The organism is Mycobacterium palustre (assembly GCF_002101785.1).
GTDB classification, from domain to species: domain Bacteria; phylum Actinomycetota; class Actinomycetes; order Mycobacteriales; family Mycobacteriaceae; genus Mycobacterium; species Mycobacterium palustre.
The window spans coordinates 76,072-94,981 of sequence record NZ_LQPJ01000100.1 but is presented as its reverse complement, the minus strand read 5'-3'; the positions used below and the strand labels follow the sequence as shown (position 1 = coordinate 94,981).

At 70.3% G+C, this 18,910-nt stretch carries 18 protein-coding genes and 1 pseudogene; 9 read left to right on the top strand and 10 right to left on the bottom strand.

The genetic code is table 11. The features are described from left to right. The 3 genes and pseudogenes from AWC19_RS31185 to AWC19_RS13190 form a co-directional block, all read left to right on the top strand. Window positions 1–822, top strand: a pseudogene (locus AWC19_RS31185) (PE family protein); the annotation flags it as partial. Between the two features lie 123 nt (window positions 823–945). Next, window positions 946–2,877 carry a flavin-containing monooxygenase gene (locus AWC19_RS13195; protein WP_085078516.1) on the top strand — a complete coding sequence of 644 codons (1,932 nt, stop codon included), beginning with the start codon at window positions 946–948 and terminating at the stop codon, window positions 2,875–2,877. A 10-nt stretch (window positions 2,878–2,887) separates the two neighbouring features. Beyond that, on the top strand, window positions 2,888–3,913 hold the full coding sequence (locus AWC19_RS13190; protein WP_085078515.1) for an alcohol dehydrogenase catalytic domain-containing protein: 1,026 nt from the start codon (window positions 2,888–2,890) through the stop codon (window positions 3,911–3,913). A gap of 21 nt (window positions 3,914–3,934) precedes the next feature. Here the strand turns inward: AWC19_RS13190 and AWC19_RS13185 are convergent, their stop codons facing one another. Both AWC19_RS13185 and dtd read right to left on the bottom strand, forming a co-directional pair. Further along, window positions 3,935–4,852 carry an SAM-dependent methyltransferase gene (locus AWC19_RS13185; protein ID WP_085078514.1) on the bottom strand — a complete coding sequence of 306 codons (918 nt, stop codon included), beginning with the start codon at window positions 4,850–4,852 and terminating at the stop codon, window positions 3,935–3,937. Between the two features lie 29 nt (window positions 4,853–4,881). Next, window positions 4,882–5,313 carry a D-aminoacyl-tRNA deacylase gene (dtd, locus tag AWC19_RS13180; RefSeq protein ID WP_085078513.1) on the bottom strand — a complete coding sequence of 144 codons (432 nt, stop codon included), beginning with the start codon at window positions 5,311–5,313 and terminating at the stop codon, window positions 4,882–4,884. A gap of 52 nt (window positions 5,314–5,365) precedes the next feature. Between dtd and AWC19_RS13175 the strand changes: the two genes are divergently transcribed. After that, a complete protein-coding gene (locus tag AWC19_RS13175) occupies window positions 5,366–5,671 on the top strand; it encodes an MTH1187 family thiamine-binding protein (protein ID WP_085078512.1) in 306 nt (101 codons plus the stop codon). On the opposite strand, the gene AWC19_RS13170 is transcribed toward AWC19_RS13175, so the two are convergent. Then, window positions 5,668–6,162 (bottom strand): macro domain-containing protein, encoded by a 495-nt coding sequence (locus tag AWC19_RS13170; protein ID WP_085078524.1) that lies wholly within the window; start codon window positions 6,160–6,162, stop codon window positions 5,668–5,670. The two genes, AWC19_RS13175 and AWC19_RS13170, sit on opposite strands and share 4 nt — an antisense overlap. Window positions 6,163–6,440: 278 nt before the next feature. Between AWC19_RS13170 and AWC19_RS13165 the strand changes: the two genes are divergently transcribed. Together AWC19_RS13165 and AWC19_RS13160 are read left to right on the top strand one after the other, a co-directional pair. Continuing rightward, window positions 6,441–9,830, top strand: coding sequence for a PE family protein (locus AWC19_RS13165; RefSeq protein ID WP_085078511.1), 3,390 nt, complete (start codon window positions 6,441–6,443; stop codon window positions 9,828–9,830). 36 nt (window positions 9,831–9,866) lie between these two features. Beyond that, complete coding sequence (locus tag AWC19_RS13160; protein ID WP_483869935.1) at window positions 9,867–11,147, top strand: competence/damage-inducible protein A; 1,281 nt, start codon at window positions 9,867–9,869, stop codon at window positions 11,145–11,147. Window positions 11,148–11,149: 2 nt separating this feature from the next. Here AWC19_RS13160 and AWC19_RS13155 read toward each other — a convergent pair whose 3' ends face one another. Continuing rightward, window positions 11,150–12,418 (bottom strand): MFS transporter, encoded by a 1,269-nt coding sequence (locus AWC19_RS13155; protein WP_169718113.1) that lies wholly within the window; start codon window positions 12,416–12,418, stop codon window positions 11,150–11,152. Window positions 12,419–12,470: 52 nt separating this feature from the next. Between AWC19_RS13155 and AWC19_RS13150 the strand changes: the two genes are divergently transcribed. From AWC19_RS13150 to AWC19_RS13140, 3 genes are all read left to right on the top strand, one after another. Then, window positions 12,471–13,538 (top strand): amidohydrolase family protein, encoded by a 1,068-nt coding sequence (locus tag AWC19_RS13150; RefSeq protein ID WP_085078508.1) that lies wholly within the window; start codon window positions 12,471–12,473, stop codon window positions 13,536–13,538. A gap of 191 nt (window positions 13,539–13,729) precedes the next feature. After that, window positions 13,730–14,368 carry a DUF732 domain-containing protein gene (locus tag AWC19_RS13145; RefSeq protein ID WP_085078507.1) on the top strand — a complete coding sequence of 213 codons (639 nt, stop codon included), beginning with the start codon at window positions 13,730–13,732 and terminating at the stop codon, window positions 14,366–14,368. An 81-nt stretch (window positions 14,369–14,449) separates the two neighbouring features. After that, window positions 14,450–14,830 (top strand): phage holin family protein, encoded by a 381-nt coding sequence (locus tag AWC19_RS13140; protein WP_085078506.1) that lies wholly within the window; start codon window positions 14,450–14,452, stop codon window positions 14,828–14,830. Between the two features lie 6 nt (window positions 14,831–14,836). Here the strand turns inward: AWC19_RS13140 and AWC19_RS13135 are convergent, their stop codons facing one another. The 6 genes from AWC19_RS13135 to AWC19_RS13110 all read right to left on the bottom strand — a co-directional run bounded on the left by AWC19_RS13135 (window position 14,837) and on the right by AWC19_RS13110 (window position 18,797). Beyond that, complete coding sequence (locus tag AWC19_RS13135) at window positions 14,837–15,619, bottom strand: enoyl-CoA hydratase/isomerase family protein (RefSeq protein ID WP_085078505.1); 783 nt, start codon at window positions 15,617–15,619, stop codon at window positions 14,837–14,839. After that, entirely contained in the window at window positions 15,616–16,602 is a 987-nt protein-coding gene (locus AWC19_RS13130; protein WP_085078504.1) for an FAD-dependent oxidoreductase, read from the bottom strand. The genes AWC19_RS13135 and AWC19_RS13130 overlap by 4 nt, the downstream gene beginning before the upstream one ends. A gap of 15 nt (window positions 16,603–16,617) precedes the next feature. Next, window positions 16,618–17,073: an Rv1352/Rv1906c domain-containing protein gene (locus AWC19_RS13125; protein WP_085078503.1), complete on the bottom strand. Its 456-nt coding sequence runs from the start codon at window positions 17,071–17,073 to the stop codon at window positions 16,618–16,620. A gap of 76 nt (window positions 17,074–17,149) precedes the next feature. Next, window positions 17,150–17,644: an SRPBCC family protein gene (locus tag AWC19_RS13120; protein WP_085078502.1), complete on the bottom strand. Its 495-nt coding sequence runs from the start codon at window positions 17,642–17,644 to the stop codon at window positions 17,150–17,152. A gap of 18 nt (window positions 17,645–17,662) precedes the next feature. Beyond that, window positions 17,663–18,286 carry a nitroreductase family protein gene (locus AWC19_RS13115; RefSeq protein WP_085078501.1) on the bottom strand — a complete coding sequence of 208 codons (624 nt, stop codon included), beginning with the start codon at window positions 18,284–18,286 and terminating at the stop codon, window positions 17,663–17,665. Window positions 18,287–18,314: 28 nt separating this feature from the next. After that, window positions 18,315–18,797 carry a carboxymuconolactone decarboxylase family protein gene (locus tag AWC19_RS13110; RefSeq protein ID WP_085078500.1) on the bottom strand — a complete coding sequence of 161 codons (483 nt, stop codon included), beginning with the start codon at window positions 18,795–18,797 and terminating at the stop codon, window positions 18,315–18,317. Window positions 18,798–18,910: the final 113 nt, after the last annotated feature.

Genomic DNA, 18,910 nt, shown 5'->3' with positions numbered 1-18,910 from the left:
GGAGCGGGCGGGGCCGGCGGGGCCGGCGGGGCCGGCGGCGAGGGCTTCGCCCGCAGCCCGTTGGGGATCGACCTGAGCATGGGCGGGCACGGTGGTGCCGGCGGCGCCGCCACCGCGATCAACGGTGTCGGCGGCGCGGGCGGCGCGGGCGGCAACAGCGGTTCCTCCGGCTTCTTCGGCATCGACCTGACCCAGGGCGGCGCCGGCGGCGTGGGCGGCACCACGGGTTCCGGATTCGGCGGGCACGGGGGCGACGGCGGCGCGGCCGCTGCCCCCGCCCTCGTCGGGTTTGGCGCTGCGATCGGCGGCAACGCCGGTGCCGGAGGTGCGGCCACCGCCACCGCCGGGCACGGTGGCGACGGTGGCGTGGGCGGCCTAGCCGCCGCGCTCGTCGGCATCGCCGGCGGCGGGGCGGGCGGGGTCGGCGGAAACGGACCCGCCGGCTTAGATGTCGGCTACGGGGGCAACGGCGGGGCCGGTGGCCTGGCCGCCGCCGGGCTTGCCGCCATCGGCGGCAACGGTGGGGACGGCGGCACCTCATTCACAACCGAACCCAAGACCAACGCCGGCGGCGCCGGCGGCGACGCCCTCGGGTTCTTCGGCTTCGGCGGCGCCGGCGGCGACGCCGGCATTTCCGTCGGGAACCTCGCCCCCGGCGGCAACGGAGGCAACGCCGGGCTCATCGACATGGGCACCTACACACCGTCGATATTCGGGATCGGCGGCAACGGCGGCAACGGTGTCAACGGCGGGGCCGGTGGGACCGGCGGCCTGGGCGGCTACTATGGCGCGCCCGGCGAGAACGGCCGCACGATCGGGTAGTGCGCGACGGGCGCCGCGCCGATCCTTGATCCCCTGCGTCGCAACGCGGTAGCGTGGTGCCGACAATTACGACACGCTCAGTAGCGTAATCCCCGGGCCACGCCTACCGGAAGGACCCGCTCGATGCGCAGCCGCTACGCCGGGCATCCCTTCACCACGCCGACGGACGAGATCGCCGCCGCGCTCGAGGACGTCAGCATCCCGACCCTGCTGCTGTCGCTCGTCCACATCACCGGCGACCCGCGGTTCATCCGCGACTTCAAGCCCATGGGCATCTTCCTCAACGAGGTCCAGGGGTTTATGTCCGAGGACGACAAGGCCCGCGCCCGCGCGGCGGCGCTGCCCGTGCTCGCCGACTACCGCGACCGCGGCTGCCCCGAGCCCGAACCGCTGGGCCTCGACCTCATCCGGGAGATGATGGATTGGGCCGCCTGCGAGCACGTCACCGATGACTACCTGCCGCTGATTTTGGAAGAGATGGATCTCGACGGCGCCGACCCGCGCCGCCCGGCGGCCCTGCCGCCCGAATCCGCCGCGGGGCTGCCCGTCGTCGTGATCGGGTGCGGCGAGTCCGGCATCCTGGCCGGGATCCGCCTCAAGCAGGCCAACATCCCCTTCACGATCATCGAGAAGAACGCCGGCCCCGGCGGAACCTGGTGGGAGAACCGCTATCCCGGGGCCCGCGTCGACGTAGCCAACCATTTCTATTGCTACAGCTTCGAACCCAACAACGACTGGACCCACTTCTTCGCCGAGCAGCACGAGCTGCGGGACTACTTCACCCAGGTAATGAACAAACACGCACTGGCACAACACATTCGGTGGAGCACCGAGGCGGTCGCGGCCGAATGGAACGACGACGACGGCGTGTGGACCGTGTCGTTGCGCGGCGCCGACGGCCAGACCGGCACGGTCACCGCGCGGGCCGTCATCACCGCGGTCGGTCAGCTCAACCGGCCCCACATCCCGGAATTCGACGGCGCCGACACCTTCGAGGGGCCCGCGTTTCACTCCGCGGCCTGGGATCACTCGGTCGACCTGACCGGCAAGCGGGTCGCTTTGATCGGGGCGGGCGCCAGCGGCTTCCAGATCGCGCCCGCGATCGCCGACCGCGTCGAGCGGCTCAGCGTGTTCCAGCGGACGGCCCAGTGGATGTTCCCCAATCCGATGTACCACGACGAGGTCGGCGACGGCGTGCGCTGGGCGATGCGCCACCTGCCCTTCTACGGGCGGTGGTATCGGTTTTTGGTGCTGTGGCCCGGCGCCGACAAGGGACTGGACGCCGCGGAGGGCGACCCCAACTATGCCGACCGGGACTACGCCGTCAGCGACATCAACGCGGCCGCCCGAATGATGTTCTCCGAATGGATCACCAGCCAGGTCGGCGACGACCACGAGCTGTTGGCCAAAGTGCTCCCCGACTATCCCGCCACGGGAAAGCGGACCCTGCAGGACAACGGCAGCTGGCTTCGAACGCTGCAACGGGACAACGTCGAGCTGGTGCGCACACCGATCCACAAGATCGCCCCCCACGGCGTGGTCACCGACGACGGCGTGACCCGCGACGCCGATGTCATCGTCTACGCCACCGGGTTCCGCCACACCGACGTGCTGTGGCCGCTAAACGTGCGGGGCCGCAACGGGATTGACCTGCACCAGATGTGGGGGAGCCGACCCTATGCCTACCTCGGCATCACCGTCCCCGGGTTCCCGAACTTCTTCATCGTTTACGGCCCCGGAACCCATCTCGCCCACGGCGGCAGCCTGATCTTCCAGTCCGAGCTGCAGATGCGCTACATCGACCAGTGCCTCAGGCGGCTGGCCGAGGAGAATCTGCACTCGATCGAACCGCAAGCCGAGGCCGCCACCGAATGGCATCGGCGGACGCAAGCCCAGATCAAGAAGATGGTGTGGTCACACCCGGCGGTCAAACATTCCTATTTCAAGAACGCCGACGGCGAGATTCACACCGTCAGCCCGTGGCGCCTCAACGAGTATTGGTCCGCGGTGCTGCATCCCGACTGGTCGCAATTTCTTGTGCGGCAGAGAAAGTGAGCAACCCACCATGCGAACGGTAGTCGTCGACGGCCCCCGCAGCATCCGCGTCGACACCCGCCCCGACCCCGAACTTCCCGGTCCCGACGGGGCCATCGTCGAAGTCGCCGCCGCCGGAATCTGCGGATCCGACCTGCACTTCTACGAGGCCGATTTCCCCATGGCCGAACCGATCACGCTCGGCCACGAAGCGGTCGGCACCGTGGTCGAGACGGGCCCGGAGGTGCGCACCGTCACGGTGGGCGACCAGGTCCTGGTGTCGTCGGTGACCGGTTGCGGCGCGTGCCCGGGATGCGCCACCCGCGATCCGGTCATGTGCTTCAACGGGTTCCAGATCTTCGGCGGGGGCGTGCTGGGCGGCGCGCAGGCCGATTTGCTCGCCGTGCCGGCGGCCGACTTCCAGTTGCTCAAGACGCCCGAGGGGATCGGCACCGAGCAGGCGCTGCTGCTCACCGACAACCTGGCCACCGGCTGGGCAGCGGCGCGGCGCGCCGACATCCCCTACGGCGGCACCGTAGCGGTGATCGGCATGGGTGCGGTCGGCTTGTGCTCGCTGCGCAGCGCGATGTTCCAAGGCGCGGCAACGGTTTTCGCCGTCGACCGCGTCGACGGCCGCCTGGACCGCGCGGCCCGATGGGGCGCCACGCCGGTCAAGGCGCCGGCGGTCGAGGCCATTCTCGCCGCGACGGGTGGGCGTGGCGCCGATGCGGTGATCGACGCCGTCGCGACCGACGCGTCTTTGACCGACGCGCTCAACGCGGTGCGGCCCGGCGGCACCGTCTCGGTGGTCGGGGTGCACGACATGAATCCTTTTCCGCTCAACGCGCTGGGCTGCCTGATCCGCAGCATCACGCTGCGGATGACCACGGCGCCGGTGCAGCGCACCTGGCCGGAGCTGATCCCGCTGCTGCAGTCGGGCCGGCTCGACGTCGACGGGATCTTCACCACCACGCTGCCGTTGCACGAAGCGGCCAAGGGCTACGCCACCGCGGAGTCGCGGTCCGGCGACGACGTCAAGGTCCTGCTGAAACCCTGACACAGCCCCGTCTCACCGGGCTTACGCCGCCCGCGTGGCCGTGATGTATTGCGAGCGCATGAAATTATCGATCTTGACGTCGACCTCGGGTGGCGTCATCCCGTAGCCGGCCTGCAGTTCCAGCGTGTTGCGGACGGGTTCGACGGTCCAGCCGTGGGCGGCCAGCAATTCGGCGGGCTCCGATTTGGTTTCGTACGTCAGGGCCGAAAAGTCGACGTTGCCCGACATGTTGACCCCGGGATGGTCTGCCTCCAGGGCGGCGCGCCGTTCGCGGTCCAGGCGGGTTCCCAACGCGCCGACGGCAATTCGGCTCCCGGGAGCGCTGAGCCCGCTGATTCGGGTGAACAGCGTGTTCTGGGCCTCGTCGGTGAGGTAGGGCAACACCCCCTCCACCGACCAGGCGCTGGGGGTCTCGACGTCGAAGCCGGCCGCTTCCAGCGCCCGCGACCAGTCGGTGCGCAAGTCGGCGGCGACCTCGACGCGGCGCGCCTTCGGCTCGGCACCGTGCTCGCGCAACACCCGCGACTTGAACTCCAGCACCTTCGGCAGGTCTACTTCGAAAACCGTTGCGCCGGGAGGCCATTCGAGTCGATAGGCCCGCGAGTCCAGGCCGGCGGCGACGATGACGGCCTGGCGGATTCCCGCGTCGGCGGCGGCGGCGAAGAAGTCGTCGAAGAACCGGGTCTGCACGCCGTACAGCCGGGGGAAAGCGGTCTCGTCCTCGGTGGCTCCGGGCTTGGCGAGCACGTCCGCCAGATATCGGTCCTGCGACGCGGCGATGAACAGCTTCGCGAAATCGTCGCGCACCAACGGTTGCGGGCCGACCGCATGCAGCGCCCGCGATCCCGCCACCAGCAGCGCGGTGTAACCCACGCCGCTGACGATGTCCCATTGGTCGTCGTCGGTACGAAGCGAACCGAATTCCGGTGTCGTGCTCATGCAAACCCAAGGTACCTGCGACGGCAGGGTCACAACTCTAGAATCACCGTGACCGGGCCGTCGTTCACCAATTCCACCTGCATGTGCGCCCCGAACACGCCCGTCTCGACGTGGGCGCCCAGCCCCCGCAACGCCTCCGCGAGCGCCGTCACCAGCGGCTCGGCCACCGCACCCGGGGCGGCCGCGTTCCACGACGGGCGCCGGCCCTTGGCGGTGTCGGCGTACAGGGTGAACTGGCTGACCACCAGGATCGGCGCGTCGACGTCGGCGGCCGATCGCTCGTCGCTGAGAATCCGCAGGTTCCAAAGCTTTTCGGCCAGCCGGCGCGCCTTGCCGTCGTCGTCGCCGTGGGTGACGCCGACGAACGCGAGCAGGCCCTGCCGCTGCGGCCGGATGGCGCCCACCACCTGGCCGTCGACCGTCACCGACGCCGAACAGACGCGTTGCACCAAAATCCGCATGGCCCTCGATGCTGCCAGGCCGTGCCGCAAAAAGGTCAAGTAGGCTCGTCGCGTGTCGGTTCTCGTGGCGTGTTCGGAGACCCCGCTGGGGGTCGGCGAGGGTGTCGGCGAACTCGTCGCCGACGCGGTGCGTGTGGTCCGCGAGTCCGGGCTGCCCAACAGGACCGATTCGATGTTCACCGTGATCGAGGGCGACACCTGGGGCGAGGTGATGGCCGTCGTGCAGCGCGCCGTCGAGGCGGTGGCCGCCCGCGCGCCCCGGGTCAGCACGGTGATCAAGGCCGACTGGCGGCCCGGGGTTCACGACGCGATGACGCAAAAGGTGGCCTCCGTCGAGCGTTACCTGTCCGACGGTTAGCCCTGCACCGCGTCCCGGAACGCACGCTCCGCCGCGGCGCCGTGCACGGCGAACACCACCCTCTCCAGCGCGCTCGCCCGGTGTTCGCGCACGGCGTCGACCATCAACCGTGCCGCGTCCTCGAGCGGAAAGCCGCCGACGCCGGTGCCGAACGCCACCAGGGCCAGTGATCGGCAGCCGAGCTTGTCGGCCTTGCGAAGCGTCGAAACGGTTGCCCGCGTGATGATTTCGGCGGAAGTGGGACCGCCCAGCTCCATCGTGGCGGCATGGATCACGTAGCGCGCGGGCATGTCCCCGGCGGTGGTCTCGACGGCCTCCCCGAGCCCGATCGGCGCCTTTTCGGTCGACTCGCGCTGCACCGCGGGCCCGCCGGCGCGCGAGATCGCCGCGGCGACGCCGCCGCCGTGCCGCAGCTGGGTGTTGGCGGCGTTGGCGATCGCGTCGACCTCGAGCTTGGTCACGTCGGCCTGCAACACCTGTAACTCGATCATCGGCTCATTGTCCGTCCGGCGCGGGGCACCGGCGGGCACATCGCCCCGTTTCCGGCGGATTCGGTCCATTTGCGCGGCTGAGGCCCGGCGAGACGCCGCTGAGCGGCGGGCCCGGCCCGCCCGGCGGGTGGGGTCATGGCGCTGGTTCATCGCCTTCGCGCGTGACACGGAACACACAAATGGAGGCACAAAGTTTACCGAAACCGAAAACAGATATTTTCGGCTATGTGTACGCTGTGTGCCTCGCCGACTGTCTATGACTATGTGGAAGGCCAGCGATGTCGTATCTGATCGCTACACCGGAATTCTTGTCAGTGGCGGCAACGAACGTGGCGGGCATCGGCTCGTCGCTGAGTGCGGCCAATGCGGCCGCCGCGGCCTCGACAACGCAGGTGACGGCCGCCGCCGGCGATGAAGTGTCAACGGCGATCGCATCGCTGTTTTCCGCCCATGCGCAGGATTTCCAGGCCTTCAGTGCGCAGGCGGCCGCGTTTCACAACCAGTTCGTGCAGGCGCTGACCAGCGCGGGTGGTGCTTATGCGGCCACCGAAGCTGCCAGTGCAAACCCCCTGCAGACGATCGTCGACGACATCTTTGGGGCCATCAACACACCCACCAACCTGCTACTCGGTCGCCCGTTGATCGGCAATGGCACCAACGGGGCGCCGGGGACAGGCCAAGACGGCGGTCCGGGCGGGATCTTGTGGGGCAACGGCGGCAACGGCGGGTCCGGCGGGATCGGACAGGCCGGCGGCCGAGGCGGTGACGCGGGGCTGTGGGGCAACGGCGGCGCGGGAGGCGCCGGCGGACCGGGGGTTGCCGGCACCGCTGGTAGCGCCGGCACCACGGGTGCCAACGGCGGCGCCGGCGGTAATGGTGGTACCGGCGGCGCCGGCGGTGCCGGCGGCAACGGCGGGTTGTTGTTCGGGGCGGGCGGCCACGGCGGTATGGGCGGGATTGGTGGCGCCGGCGGCGCCGGCGGGACCGGCGGCACCGGATCGCCGGGAGCCAGCCCCGGCGCGATGGGCGGTACCGGGGCCACCGGCGGCGACGGCGGCCGCGGCGGCGACGGCGGTCCGGGCGGTGCCGGCGGCAGGGGCTCGCTCTTGTTCGGCCAGGCGGGCGCCAACGGCGCCGGCGGGCCCGGTGGCGTCGGTGGCGACGCCGGGATGGGCGGCAACGGCGGTGCCGGCGCCGCCGGCGACGCCGGCACCCCCACCGGCGGCACGGGCGGCACCGCCGGAAACCCCGGCGCCGCGGGTGCCGGGGGCAACGGCGCCGGCGGCGCGGCCGCGGGAGCTTCGGGCTCTGCGTCCACCGGCGGCACCGGCGGCACCGGCGGCGCCGGCTACGACGCGACGTCCGCCGCGGCCGGCACCAACGGCGGTGATGGCGGAAACGGCGGCGACGGCGGTCTGTACGGCACCGGTGGGGCCGGTGGGGCCGGCGGTAACGCCTCTGCCGGCGGCGGGGCCGGCGGTAAGGGCGGCGATGGCGGCGCCAGTCTTTTCCATGGCGGTAAGGGCGGGGCCGGCGGCGCCGGCGCCGGCACCGGCAATGGCGGAAACGGCGGAAACGGCGGGAACGTCACTCAATCCGGGAGCGGAGATGCCACCGGCGGCGATGGCGGAAAGGGCGGCACCGCCACCGGGACCGGTACCGGCGGCAACGGCGGCGGCGGGGGCTACGCGCACATCATCGACATAGCCTCCACGGCGACCGCCACCGGCGGCGCCGGCGGAGCTGGCGGCGACGGCGCCAGCGGCGGCAACGGCGGCAACGGCGGTTCCGTTCAAACGCTCGGAAGCGGAAACCTCAACCCGGGCGTCGGCGGCGACGGGGGCACGGGCATGGCCTTCGGCGGCGGTGGCGGCGGCCAGGGCGGTGACGCCCTCGCCAACCACCCCGGCTACGCGAATGACGTCATCGGCGGCACCGGCGGCCATGGGGGCAGCGGTGTCAGCAACGCCGGCATCACCCAGCCCGGCCACGGCGGGAGAGGCGGCGACGCGGAAGTCGACGGCAACCTAGCCACCGCCAGGGCTATCGGAGGCCAAGGCGGTGCGGGTGGCGGCGCCAGCGCCGGCGACGGCGGGATCGGCGGCGACGGCGGCGACGCGACCAACTACGGATCCGGTGACGCCTTCGGCGGGGGCGCTGGCTCCGGCGGGGCCGCCGGCAACACCGCCACCCCGGGCGCTGGCGGCCGGGGCGGTAGCGCATACATCCAGGCCACCGGAACCGGAAACGCCTTCGGACACGATGGCGCCAACGGCGTAGACAATGCCGTCGGGACGGCTGGCGCGGGTGGCGGCGGCGGTGACGCCCGCATCTTCAATGCCTCCTCCAACGGCACCGCCACCTCCGGCGACGGCGGGAGCGGCGGCGACGGTGTCAATGGCGGTTCGGGTGGTTCCGGCGGGCTTGCGTACACCGCCGGAACCGGCACCCTCATCGCCGGTCACGGCGGCGATGGGGGTACCGGCACCACCGGCGCCGGCGGATCCGGCGGCCAAGGCGGCAAGGTGGAAGTCGACAACCCCGCCTATGCGCTGGACATCACCGGCGGCCAGGGTGGAGCGGGCGGCACGGGCTTCACCAACGCCGGCCCGACGCAACCCGGGCACGGCGGGGCCGGCGGCGACGCGAAGGTCGACAACAGCGGCTCGACCATCAACGCCATCGGCGGCCCGGGCGGGGCGGGCGGCGATGCCACCGATCCCGGGAACCTGACCACCGACCCCGGGGGGACCGGCGGTATCGGCGGCGCCGGCGGGTTAGCCGAGAACCACGGCTCTGGGCTCGCCATCGGTGGCGCCCCAGGCGCGGGCGGTGGCGGCGTCAATGGCGGCTCCGGCGGCCAGGGCGGTTCGGCGTGGAGCTACGGGACCGGGGACGCCATCGGTCACGACGGCGCCGCCGGCACCGCCGGCGCCGCCGGCACAATCACCACGCCCAGCGGCTCCGGCGGCTCCGGCGGCGCCGGCGGCGATGCGCGGATCATCAACGACTCCTCTACGGCCACCGGCACCGCCGGCGACGGCGGGGCCGGCGGGCATGGTGGCGCGGGCGGCGGGACGAGCGGATCCGGCGGCTCGGGCGGCCCGGGCGGTTTCGCATACACGGCCGGGACCGGAAGTGTGACCCCGGGCGACGGCGGGCAAGGCGGCGACAGCGGCGACCTGACCGGTGGCTCCGGCGGCAGTGGGGGCAATGGCGGCGGCGTGGAGATCAACAACGCGGCCAATACCAACAGCATCATCGGCGGCAAAGGCGGAGACGGCGGCGCCAGCTACAACGATTTTGCCGTCATCTACGGCAACGGCGGTGACGGCGGCAACGCCTTTATCGACGCCCACGGCTCTACCGGCGACGCCGAGGGCGGCGCGGGCGGTCGCGGCGGCGATGCCGTCCTCTTCGCCGGCACCGGCGGGTCCGGCGGGACGGCGTACAACTCCGGAAACGGGTTGGCCACCGGCGGCGCCGGGGGCAGCGGCGGCGACGGCGGATACCAGGGCGGCGACGGCGGCAAGGGCGGCAACGCGTACGTCTACGTTGGCAACTACCCCGCCAATGCCACCGCAGGGGCCGGCGGCTCCGCCGGGGGCGGCGACGGACCGCCTCCGCCCGTCAACGGGAATCCCGGTACCACCGGGTCACTGCCGTAACGAACTGCGCCGCCCCGCGCCAGTAGGCTCATGCCGGTGAGCGCACGCGCGGGCATCGTTGTCACCGGAACCGAGGTCCTCACCGGACGCGTCCAGGACGCCAACGGGCCCTGGATCGCAGACCGCCTGCTCGAGCTCGGCGTGGAGCTGGCACACGTCACCATCTGCGGTGACCGCCCCGCCGACATCGAGGCCCAGCTGCGGTTCCTCGCCGACCAGGGCGTGGACCTAATCGTCACCAGCGGCGGCCTGGGCCCCACGGCCGACGACATGACCGTCGAGGTGGTGGCGCGCTTCTGCGGCCGCGACTTGGTGCTGGACACCGAGGTCGAGGAGAAGATCGCCAACATCCTCAAACGGCTTATGGCGCACTTCGATCGAGAGAGCTTCGACGGTGTCCGCGCCGCCAACCGCAAGCAGGCCATGATTCCGAGCGGGGCGCAGGTCCTCGATCCGGTCGGCACGGCACCCGGTGTCGTCGTACCGGGAAAGCCGACCGTGATCGTGCTCCCCGGCCCCCCGCGAGAGCTGCAGCCGATGTGGCGAAAAGCCATCGAAACACCCGCCGCCCAGGAGGCGATCGCGGGCCGAACGACATACCTGCAGAAGACAATCCGGATGTTCGGGCTGCCCGAGTCCGGGCTGGCCGTGACGCTGCGGGACGCCGAGAGGACCGTCCCGGGCTTCGAGTCGCTGGAGATCACCACCTGCCTGCGCCGCGGCGAGGTGGAGATGGTCACGCGGTACGAGCCGGACGCCGCCGACGCGTACGCACAGCTGACCCGGCTACTGCGCGATCGGCACGCGCAGCAGATCTTTTCCGAAGACGGCTCACGAATCGACGACCTCGTCGCCCAACTCCTGACCGGGCGCAAAATCGCGACGGCGGAGTCCTGCACCGCGGGACTGCTGGCGGCGCGGCTCACCGACCGCCCCGGATCATCCGACTACGTGATGGGCGGCGTGGTGAGCTACTCCAATCAGGCGAAAGCCGAAGTGCTGGGCGTCGATCCGGCTTTGATCGAACGACACGGCGCGGTCTCCGAGCCCGTGGCCGAAGCGATGGCCGCCGGCGCGCTGCGACGCTTCGGCGCCGACACCGCCGTGGCGATCACGGGCATCGCCGGGCCGGGCGGGGGAACCCCCGAAAAGCCGGTAGGCACCGTGTGTTTCACCGTCGCGCTCGCCTCCGCGGGCTCGGGGGTCCGCACGCACACCCGAACCCTCCGCCTGCCCGGCAACCGGTCGGATATCCGGGAGCGCTCGACCACCGTGGCCATGCACATGTTGCGACGCGCCCTCGGCGACCTCGAGTAGGCTCACTTCACTTCGGTTGGCAGGAAAGCACTTTCGGTGGTGCCGAAGCGAATCCCGGTGGCGTCCTTGCCGATGAATGTCAGGAGCGCCACGGCGATCAGCACCGGCACGATCGTCGCGGCCAGCGCAAAGGGATAGCCGTGCGACTCGGCCAGGCGTTCCTGAATCGGCAAGTTGAAGGCCGCCAACAGGTTTCCCAGCTGGTAGGTCACGCCGGGGTAGAGGCCGCGGATGGCGTCCGGCGACAACTCGGTCAGGTGCGCGGGGATCACCCCCCACGCGCCCTGCACGCAGACCTGCATCAGAAACGCACCCAGGCACAGCATCGCCGCGGTCCGTGAGTAGGCGAACAGGGGAACGATGGGCAGCCCCAGCAGCGCGCAGAAGACCACGGTGTGGCGGCGGCTGAGCCGCTGCGACAGCGTGCCGAAGAACAGCCCGCCGACGATGGCGCCGACGTTGTAGACCACCGCGATCCACTTGACGGTCACGCCGGACAGGCCCGCGCCGTGGTTGGCGGTCGCGCCCAGGAAGGTGGGGTAGACGTCCTGGGTCCCGTGGCTCATCCAGTTGAAGGCGGTCATCAGTAGCACCAGGTAGACGAACCGGCGGATGATCGCGCCGTCGCGCAGCACGTCGCGGATCCGGGTGCTGGTGAGCCGCAGCTGGTCCTGGGCGGCCTCCCAAACCTCGGACTCCTCCACGCGGTATCGGACGATCAGGCTGATCAACGCCGGGATGATGCTCAACGCGAACAACCAGCGCCACGACAGCCCAAGCCAATTCATCACCACCAGCGACGCGACGCTGGCCAGCAGATAGCCGAGCGCGTAGCCCTCCTGCAGCAGCCCGGAGAAAAAGCCGCGCCGCTCGACGGGCACCTTCTCCATGGCGAGCGCGGCGCCCAGCCCCCACTCGCCGCCCATGCCGATGCCATAGAGCACGCGCAGGATCACCAGGATGGTGAAGTTGGGCGCGAACGCACACAGGAAGCCGACGACCGAGTAGAACATCACGTCGACGATCAGCGGGAGCCGCCGACCGACGCGGTCGGCCCACAACCCGAACAGCAGCGCGCCCACCGGGCGCATGACCAGCGTCGCCGTCGTGATGAAGGCGACCTCGGCCTTGCTGTGGTGGAACGTCTTTGCGATGTCGGCATAGACGAACACCACGATGAAGTAGTCGAACGCGTCCATCGTCCAGCCCAACAACGCCGCGATGAACGAATTGCGTTGATCGGCGGTCATCTTCTTTCGAGGTGCAGTCACTTGAGCATCGTGCAGTACCCGGCGCCCAATCGCGAGAGTAAGTTCACCGGACATGCGAATCATCGACGCCGATGGACACGTGGCCGAGAACCCCTCGCTGGCGATCGAAGCGATCAAACGCTGGCCGCAGTACGTCAAGCCCAGCACCGACGGGCGGATGCGGTTGACGTTCGAAGGCCGCAACTATCCCGAGGACCGGGGCCCGGGAGCGGGGTGCCCGCCCGAGCACGGGATCAGCGCGGCGGCCGACATCAATTGCCGGTCGGCAGAAGGGGTTCTGGGCGACGCCGACCGCGACCACATCGACACGATGGTGCTCTACCCGAGCCTCGGGCTGTGCGCGCCGAGCCTCGAGGACCCCGAGTTCGCCGCGGGCTTCTCCCGGCTCTACAACCAGTGGATCGCCGACTTCTGCGCCTCGTCGGGCGGCCGGTTGCGCGGGGTCGCGGTCGTCCCGATCGAGCACGGCCGGGCGGCCATCGACGTCTTGACCGAAGCCAAGGAACTCGGCCTGGTGGCCGCGCTGGTCCCGCCGGCGCTCAAGACTCGCAACCTGGACCACCCCGACCTCGATCCGTTCTACGCGGCCGCCGTCGACCTCGACATGCCGCTCGGCATCCACGGCGCTCCCGGCATCCACCTGCCGAAGATCGGCGTGGACCGTTTCACCAACTACATCCAGGTGCACTGCATCAGCTTCCCGTTCGACCAGATGACGGCGATGACCGCGATGGTCTCCGGCGGTGTCTTTGAGCGCCACCCCGAGCTGCGGGTCGCCTTCCTCGAGGCGGGCGCGGGCTGGGTGCCGTTTTTCATCGATCGCCTGCACGAGCACTACGAAAAGCGCGGGGACTGGGTGGAGCACGGCTGGCAGCGCGACCCGCACGAGTACCTCAAGGCGGGCAACATCTTCGTGACATGCGAACCGGAGGAACCCATCCTGCCGGGCGTGATCGACGTGCTCGGCGACGACTTCATCATGTTCGCCAGCGACTACCCGCACTGGGACGGCGAATGGCCGGAGAGCACCAAGCACCTGCGGACCCGCGCCGACATCAGCGAGGAGGCGCGCGAAAAGATCGGCGGCCGCAACGCGCAGCGCTTCTACAACCTCAACTAGCATCTGGGCGGGGCGGCGGCCGCAAGTTCTAGATGACCGAGCGCGCCTTGCGCATCAACCTTTTGGTGAATTCGCGGCAACCTCGCAGTTAATTTGCAGGGTATCGGGTGGACCATAGGAGATAGCCACGTAAGTGGCCTGATCACCATTCAAAACCGGGGTCGGGGGATCTAGAAGGAACGGAACCCTCCATGTTTACCGGCATCACCACCCACGCCGGCTCCCTGGCCGCTGCCACCACGGTGCTCACCGGAGCCGCGATTCTAAGCGGCGGCGCAGCAGCCGCCGATTCAAACCAGGACGCCCAGTTCATGGCGCTCCTCCGTCAAGAAGGCGTCCCCGCCATTTCGGGCGTGCCAGACCTGATCAACACCGCCCACCGCGTGTGCGGGGAACTAGACGGCGGCGTTCCCGCGGATACCGTCGTGAACGAGCTGATGAAAAACGCGAACATTATCACCCCCGGCCTCGACCCCGATCGTCTCCGTCGCACCGAGACCCGGTTCGTCGTTGCATCGACGGGTGCCTACTGTCCGAACCATCAGGTGGGCTTCACCAACCGGGGCGGATCAACAGACCGGGTGAGGTTGGCCTCGTTCGTCGAAGGAGCCAGCGGGACCGATCCCGTTGCGCCGCCACGCCCGCACGTGTCGGACGCCCACAAGCTGCAGCCGCCACAGGCGGCGGCGCCCGCCCCGCCGAAGAAGGCACCCCCGGTGGTGGGTTCGCCGCCGGGCAGCGGTGGCGGCGGGGGCGGCAGTGGCGGCGGTTCCGGCGGGGTGGCGCCGGCGCCGCCCTCCGGACCCGGCATCATCGCGCTCGCACCGTAGCCGCGTACCCGGCTCCGGCTGGTGACGGTCGCGCCCCCGCTGAGCGCGACCTGAACCGAGCCGGGTGGCAGGATTTCGCGCATGGGCCCTTTCCTGCTCCGCGCCGCGCTGACCGGCCTCGCGATGTGGATCGTCACCCTGTTCATGCATGGAATGAGATTTGTGGGCGGCAATACCACCTTGCAGACGGTCGGCGTCATCTTCGTCGTCGCCGTGATCTTCGGTCTGGTCAACGCGTTCATCAAGCCGATCGTCCAGATCTTGTCGATCCCGCTGTACATCTTGACGCTGGGCCTGGTTCACGTCGTGATCAACGCGTTGATGTTGTGGATCACCGCCCACACCACGCACTGGGGCCTGCAGATCGACCACTTCTGGTGGACGGCGATCTGGGCCGCCATCCTGCTCTCCATCGTGAGCTGGGTGCTGTCGCTGGTCGTTCGCGACGTGACGCGCGCCTGAGATCTCTCAGCGAGCCTGCCATCGCGGCGGGCGCTTCTCGGCGAAAGCGCGCGGTCCCTCCTTGGCGTCCTCGGTTTCGAAAACCCGGTCGCTGTGCCGGGTTTCGTTGTCGTACGCCGACTCCAGGTCGAGCGCCAAACCCTCGACCGCCGACTGCTTCGTCGCGAACACCGCGAGCGGTGCGTTGGCGGTGATGCGCTCGGCGTACTCGTAAGCGGTGTCCAGCAACCGTTCCGCCGGCACCACCCGGTTGACCAGACCCATCGCGAGCGCGCGCTGCGCGTCCACCATGTCGGCCGTCAGCAGCAGCTCCATCGCCAGCGCGTAGGGCATCTGACGCGGCAGCCGCACGGTGCTCCCGCCGCCGGCGAACAGGCCGCGCTTCGGCTCCATCACCGCGAAACGGGCCTCGGGCACGGCGACGCGGATGTCGGTGGACGTCAGCATCTCGAAGCCGCCCGCGACGCAGGTCCCGTTGACGGCCGCGACGATCGGCTTGTGCACGGGAAACCGATGCAGCACTGCGTGGATGGCGTCGTCCTTGTTCCATCCGTCGGGCCGGGGCAGGTCGCCGGTGAGCTCCGGGATGAACTTCTTCAGGTCGGCGCCCGTGCAGAAGTCCGGTCCGACGCCGGTGACCACCGCGACCCAGGCGGCGGCGTCGTCGCGGAACGCCGCCCAGGCGCGGGCCAGGTCGCGGAAGTGGGCCATGTCAAGCGAATTGCGTGTCTCGGGACGGTTGATCGTGATCGTGGCGACGTGGGCCTGCCGCTCGTAGTCGATGCTCACGCGGCCTCCCGGGAAGCGACCAGGCGCACCACGTCGCGCGCGCAACCCCACGACAGCGTCACCCCGTTGCCGCCGTGCCCGTAGTTATGGACGCAGCGCGCCTTCCCGAGTCGCTCGGCCTCCACCCGCACCGCGGGGCGGTCCGGGCGCAGGCCGGTGATGACCTCGATCACCTCCGCGTCGGCGAGGCGCGGCTCGATCCGCCGGCAGCGTTCCAGGATGCGGTCGGTCACCTCGGGATCCGGCGTGGCGTCCCAGCGATCGGCGATGCTAATGCCGCCGCACACCACGCGCCGCGGGTGCGGGAAGTAGCAGGTCCACTCCAGGCCGTTGGTCATCTCCAAAAACAGTTGCCGCAAACCGGGATTGGCAAGCACGACGTGCTGGCCGAACAGCGGCCGGACGCTGGCATCGCCGGTCAGCGGCCCGGCGCCGAGCCCGGCACAGTTCACCACGACGGGGGCGGCGTCGGCGGCCTCGGCCAGTGACCGCACGGGGCGCTCCTCGATGTCGCAACCGGCCGCGGACAGCCGCCGCGTCAGGTAGTCGAGGTAATGCGGCATGTCGATCATCGGCAAGGTGGCGCGAAACCCGGCTCGGAAGCCCGAGGGGAAACCCGCCGGGACGTCGGCCGGGTCGGCCGCCCGCAGGTCCGGGATCAGGTCGGCCGCGGCCGACACCACCTCGGTCGCGCTCGGGTCGCCCACCGCCAGCGCGGGCGCCATCTGGACCCCGGTCTCGGGGTCCCCGGCCAGCTCGCGGAACACGCGCAGCGAGTGCGCCGTCCACTTTAAGGTCGCGGCGGCGCGTTCGGCCGGTCTCGGCGGCGCCCATACCGCACCGGCCACCGCCGAGGTGGTCTGAAGCGGCCTCGCCGAGGTCCACACCCGCACGGGGAAACCCGCTTCGGCCAGGCAGACGGCCGAGGTCAACCCGCTGACGCCGGCTCCGAGCACCACGACCGGCTGCGGGTCACCTGGCACGGCAGTGAGCTCCCGTCAGGAGTGGGGCGGTTGCTGGCCGTTCTGGCCGCCGAGCAGGCCGTTGAGGATGCCGAGAGTCCCCTGCACGCCGGCGGGCGGCGCGGTGGCGGGGGGAGTGGCGTCCGGGGTCAGCTGCCAGGGCTGGCAGCCCGACGTCTTGAACGACTTGTCGGTCGCCTCGATCTGCACCACCTGCGACTTCTTGCTCAGGGCGTTGTCGATGATGTTGCCGTCGGGATTGCCCAGCCGCTTCCAGTAGCAGGTGCCGTTGCCGACCGGGCCGGCGGAGCTGTAAATGCCCGGCGCGATGTCGGTGCCCACCGCGTAGGTGCCGTCGTGGTCGATGGACGTCTTCGGACCGGGCGGCGGCGACGGCTCCGGGTCGGCGCCGGCGACGCCCGCCGACGCGGCCCAACCGGCCAGCAGCAGGCCGGCGACGGCCGATCGTGCCGCGACCACGCTGAATCCCATGCAACGCAGCGTACCGGGGCGAGCACCCGATTTCACATCCGTGTCGCCGCCCGCGCACCGAGGACCGGTTGGCCGCCTACGTCAGCCGCCGCACCTTGCCCGCATAGCCGAGCGCGTGCTCGTACGTCTCGAGGTTGTCGCGCGAGATCTTGGCGTGCACCGGCCGTTCGAGGAAAAAACGCAGCACCGGGTTGTAGGCGTGGTAGGTCTCGTGGAAGGTCAGCACGGTGGTGCCGTCGGGCTGCTCTTCGAGCCGGTGGTAGCCCTCCGCGCGAGACCACAGCGGCGCGCCGACCGCCACGTAGCGCGACAGCTTGTTCAGCTCCGCTTCGGTCACCGTCTCCCAGGACCGCCCCTTGCCGCCGGACAGCAGGTACTTGGGCACTTCGAAGACGCAGGTGCGCACCAGGCCCTCGCCGGCTTCGTTGCCCTCATTGAGAATTTCCATGCTGCCGGTGGGCCACTTGAGGACCCGAGGCCGCGGCGCGTTCGGCGGGGCCGGCGGATGAAGCACCCGCCACACCTTCCTCGGCGGCGCATCGACGTGGAATCGCACGGTGTACGACTGCATCAGCGTTCTCCAACCAGGCTATCCCCAGGTATCCCAATAAGTTACGGTCTCCGCGGGCGGCCGCGCGGCCGGCCGGAAGTCGGTGCCGATCGTGTACGCGACCGGGAACAACGCCGCCTGGGTGGCCGTGGCCGGAATGCCCAGCAACTCGGCGACCTCCCGTTCCTTGGCCAGGTGCATCGTCGTCCACACCGATCCCAGTCCGCGTGAGCGCAGGGCGAGCAAAAAACTCCAGCCGGCCGGAATGATCGACGCCCAGGCCGACGCAGCGGTCAGCATGTTGGAGTTGTCGATGCGGCTGTTTAGGCACGGAATGACGTGCACCGGGACCCGCCCCAGCGTCTCGGTCAGGGCCAGCGCGCCGGCGTATACCCGCTGGGTCTGTGCGTCGGAGGCGTCCTTGGCCGCGTAGGCGAGGTACTCGGCCCCGATGCTGCGATAGATCTCGCCGATCGCGGCGCGCTTGTCGGGATCGGTGACCACCAGCCACCGCCAGTCCTGGGCGTTGCTGGCCGTGGGCGCCTGCATCGCGAGCGTGATGCATTCGAGGATCACGTCGCGACCGACGGGCCGGTCCAGGTCGAGGCGCCTGCGCACCGATCGCGTGGTGGTCAGCAGCTCGTCGACCGAGGCGATGTCCATCAGATCCTTACCGTTGATTCGAACGTGGTCACAGGTCGATCGCGCACGACTGGTCGACGCCCAGCACCGTCAACGAACGCCCGAGGCCCAGGAAGACCGCGACGCACAGCGTGAGATCGAGGATCTCCGCGTCGGAGAACGCCTCCTGGAGCCGCCCGAAGAAGACGTCGTCCATCGACGCGTGGTCGGTCGCGAAGCGTTCCGCGAATTCGATGGCCAGACGCTGGCGGGCCGTGTAGCCGGGGTAGCTGGCGTACCCGGCGACGTTGTCGTAGAGCTCGGCGGAGACGCCCGCGTCGAGGACCGACGGGGCCCGAAATCCCGAGCACGCCCGGCAGTCGTTGATCTGCGCGATTCGCATCCTGGCCAGCTCCCGCTCGTCGGGCGGCAGGATGCTCTGCTGGTAGGCGCCCCGGATCATCCGCTCCACCATGGCCCCGAGTTGGGGCCGCAGCGTCCAGATCATGGCGGCCTCGCCGCCGGGGCCATCCGGCACATTCAGTCGGGCCATCGGCGAACTCCCGCCCGGTGAAGATCGTTACCGAGTCGAGCAAAGCAGATTCTCAACTCGGCTGTCCAGGGCCCGCCCCGGAGCCAGTTGGGCGTCTGCACACCCGGCGTGGA

Bases quoted from the DNA above. Each gene is read 5' to 3' on its own strand.
- AWC19_RS13195 (WP_085078516.1), top strand. From the start codon at position 946: ATGCGCAGCCGCTACGCCGGGCATCCCTTCACCACGCCGACGGACGAG.
- AWC19_RS13190 (WP_085078515.1), top strand. From the start codon at position 2,888: ATGCGAACGGTAGTCGTCGACGGCCCCCGCAGCATCCGCGTCGACACC.
- AWC19_RS13185 (WP_085078514.1), bottom strand. From the start codon at position 4,852: ATGAGCACGACACCGGAATTCGGTTCGCTTCGTACCGACGACGACCAA.
- dtd (WP_085078513.1), bottom strand. From the start codon at position 5,313: ATGCGGATTTTGGTGCAACGCGTCTGTTCGGCGTCGGTGACGGTCGAC.
- AWC19_RS13170 (WP_085078524.1), bottom strand. From the start codon at position 6,162: ATGATCGAGTTACAGGTGTTGCAGGCCGACGTGACCAAGCTCGAGGTC.
- AWC19_RS13165 (WP_085078511.1), top strand. From the start codon at position 6,441: ATGTCGTATCTGATCGCTACACCGGAATTCTTGTCAGTGGCGGCAACG.
- AWC19_RS13150 (WP_085078508.1), top strand. From the start codon at position 12,471: ATGCGAATCATCGACGCCGATGGACACGTGGCCGAGAACCCCTCGCTG.
- AWC19_RS13145 (WP_085078507.1), top strand. From the start codon at position 13,730: ATGTTTACCGGCATCACCACCCACGCCGGCTCCCTGGCCGCTGCCACC.
- AWC19_RS13140 (WP_085078506.1), top strand. From the start codon at position 14,450: ATGGGCCCTTTCCTGCTCCGCGCCGCGCTGACCGGCCTCGCGATGTGG.
- AWC19_RS13125 (WP_085078503.1), bottom strand. From the start codon at position 17,073: ATGGGATTCAGCGTGGTCGCGGCACGATCGGCCGTCGCCGGCCTGCTG.
- AWC19_RS13120 (WP_085078502.1), bottom strand. From the start codon at position 17,644: ATGCAGTCGTACACCGTGCGATTCCACGTCGATGCGCCGCCGAGGAAG.
- AWC19_RS13115 (WP_085078501.1), bottom strand. From the start codon at position 18,286: ATGGACATCGCCTCGGTCGACGAGCTGCTGACCACCACGCGATCGGTG.
- AWC19_RS13110 (WP_085078500.1), bottom strand. From the start codon at position 18,797: ATGGCCCGACTGAATGTGCCGGATGGCCCCGGCGGCGAGGCCGCCATG.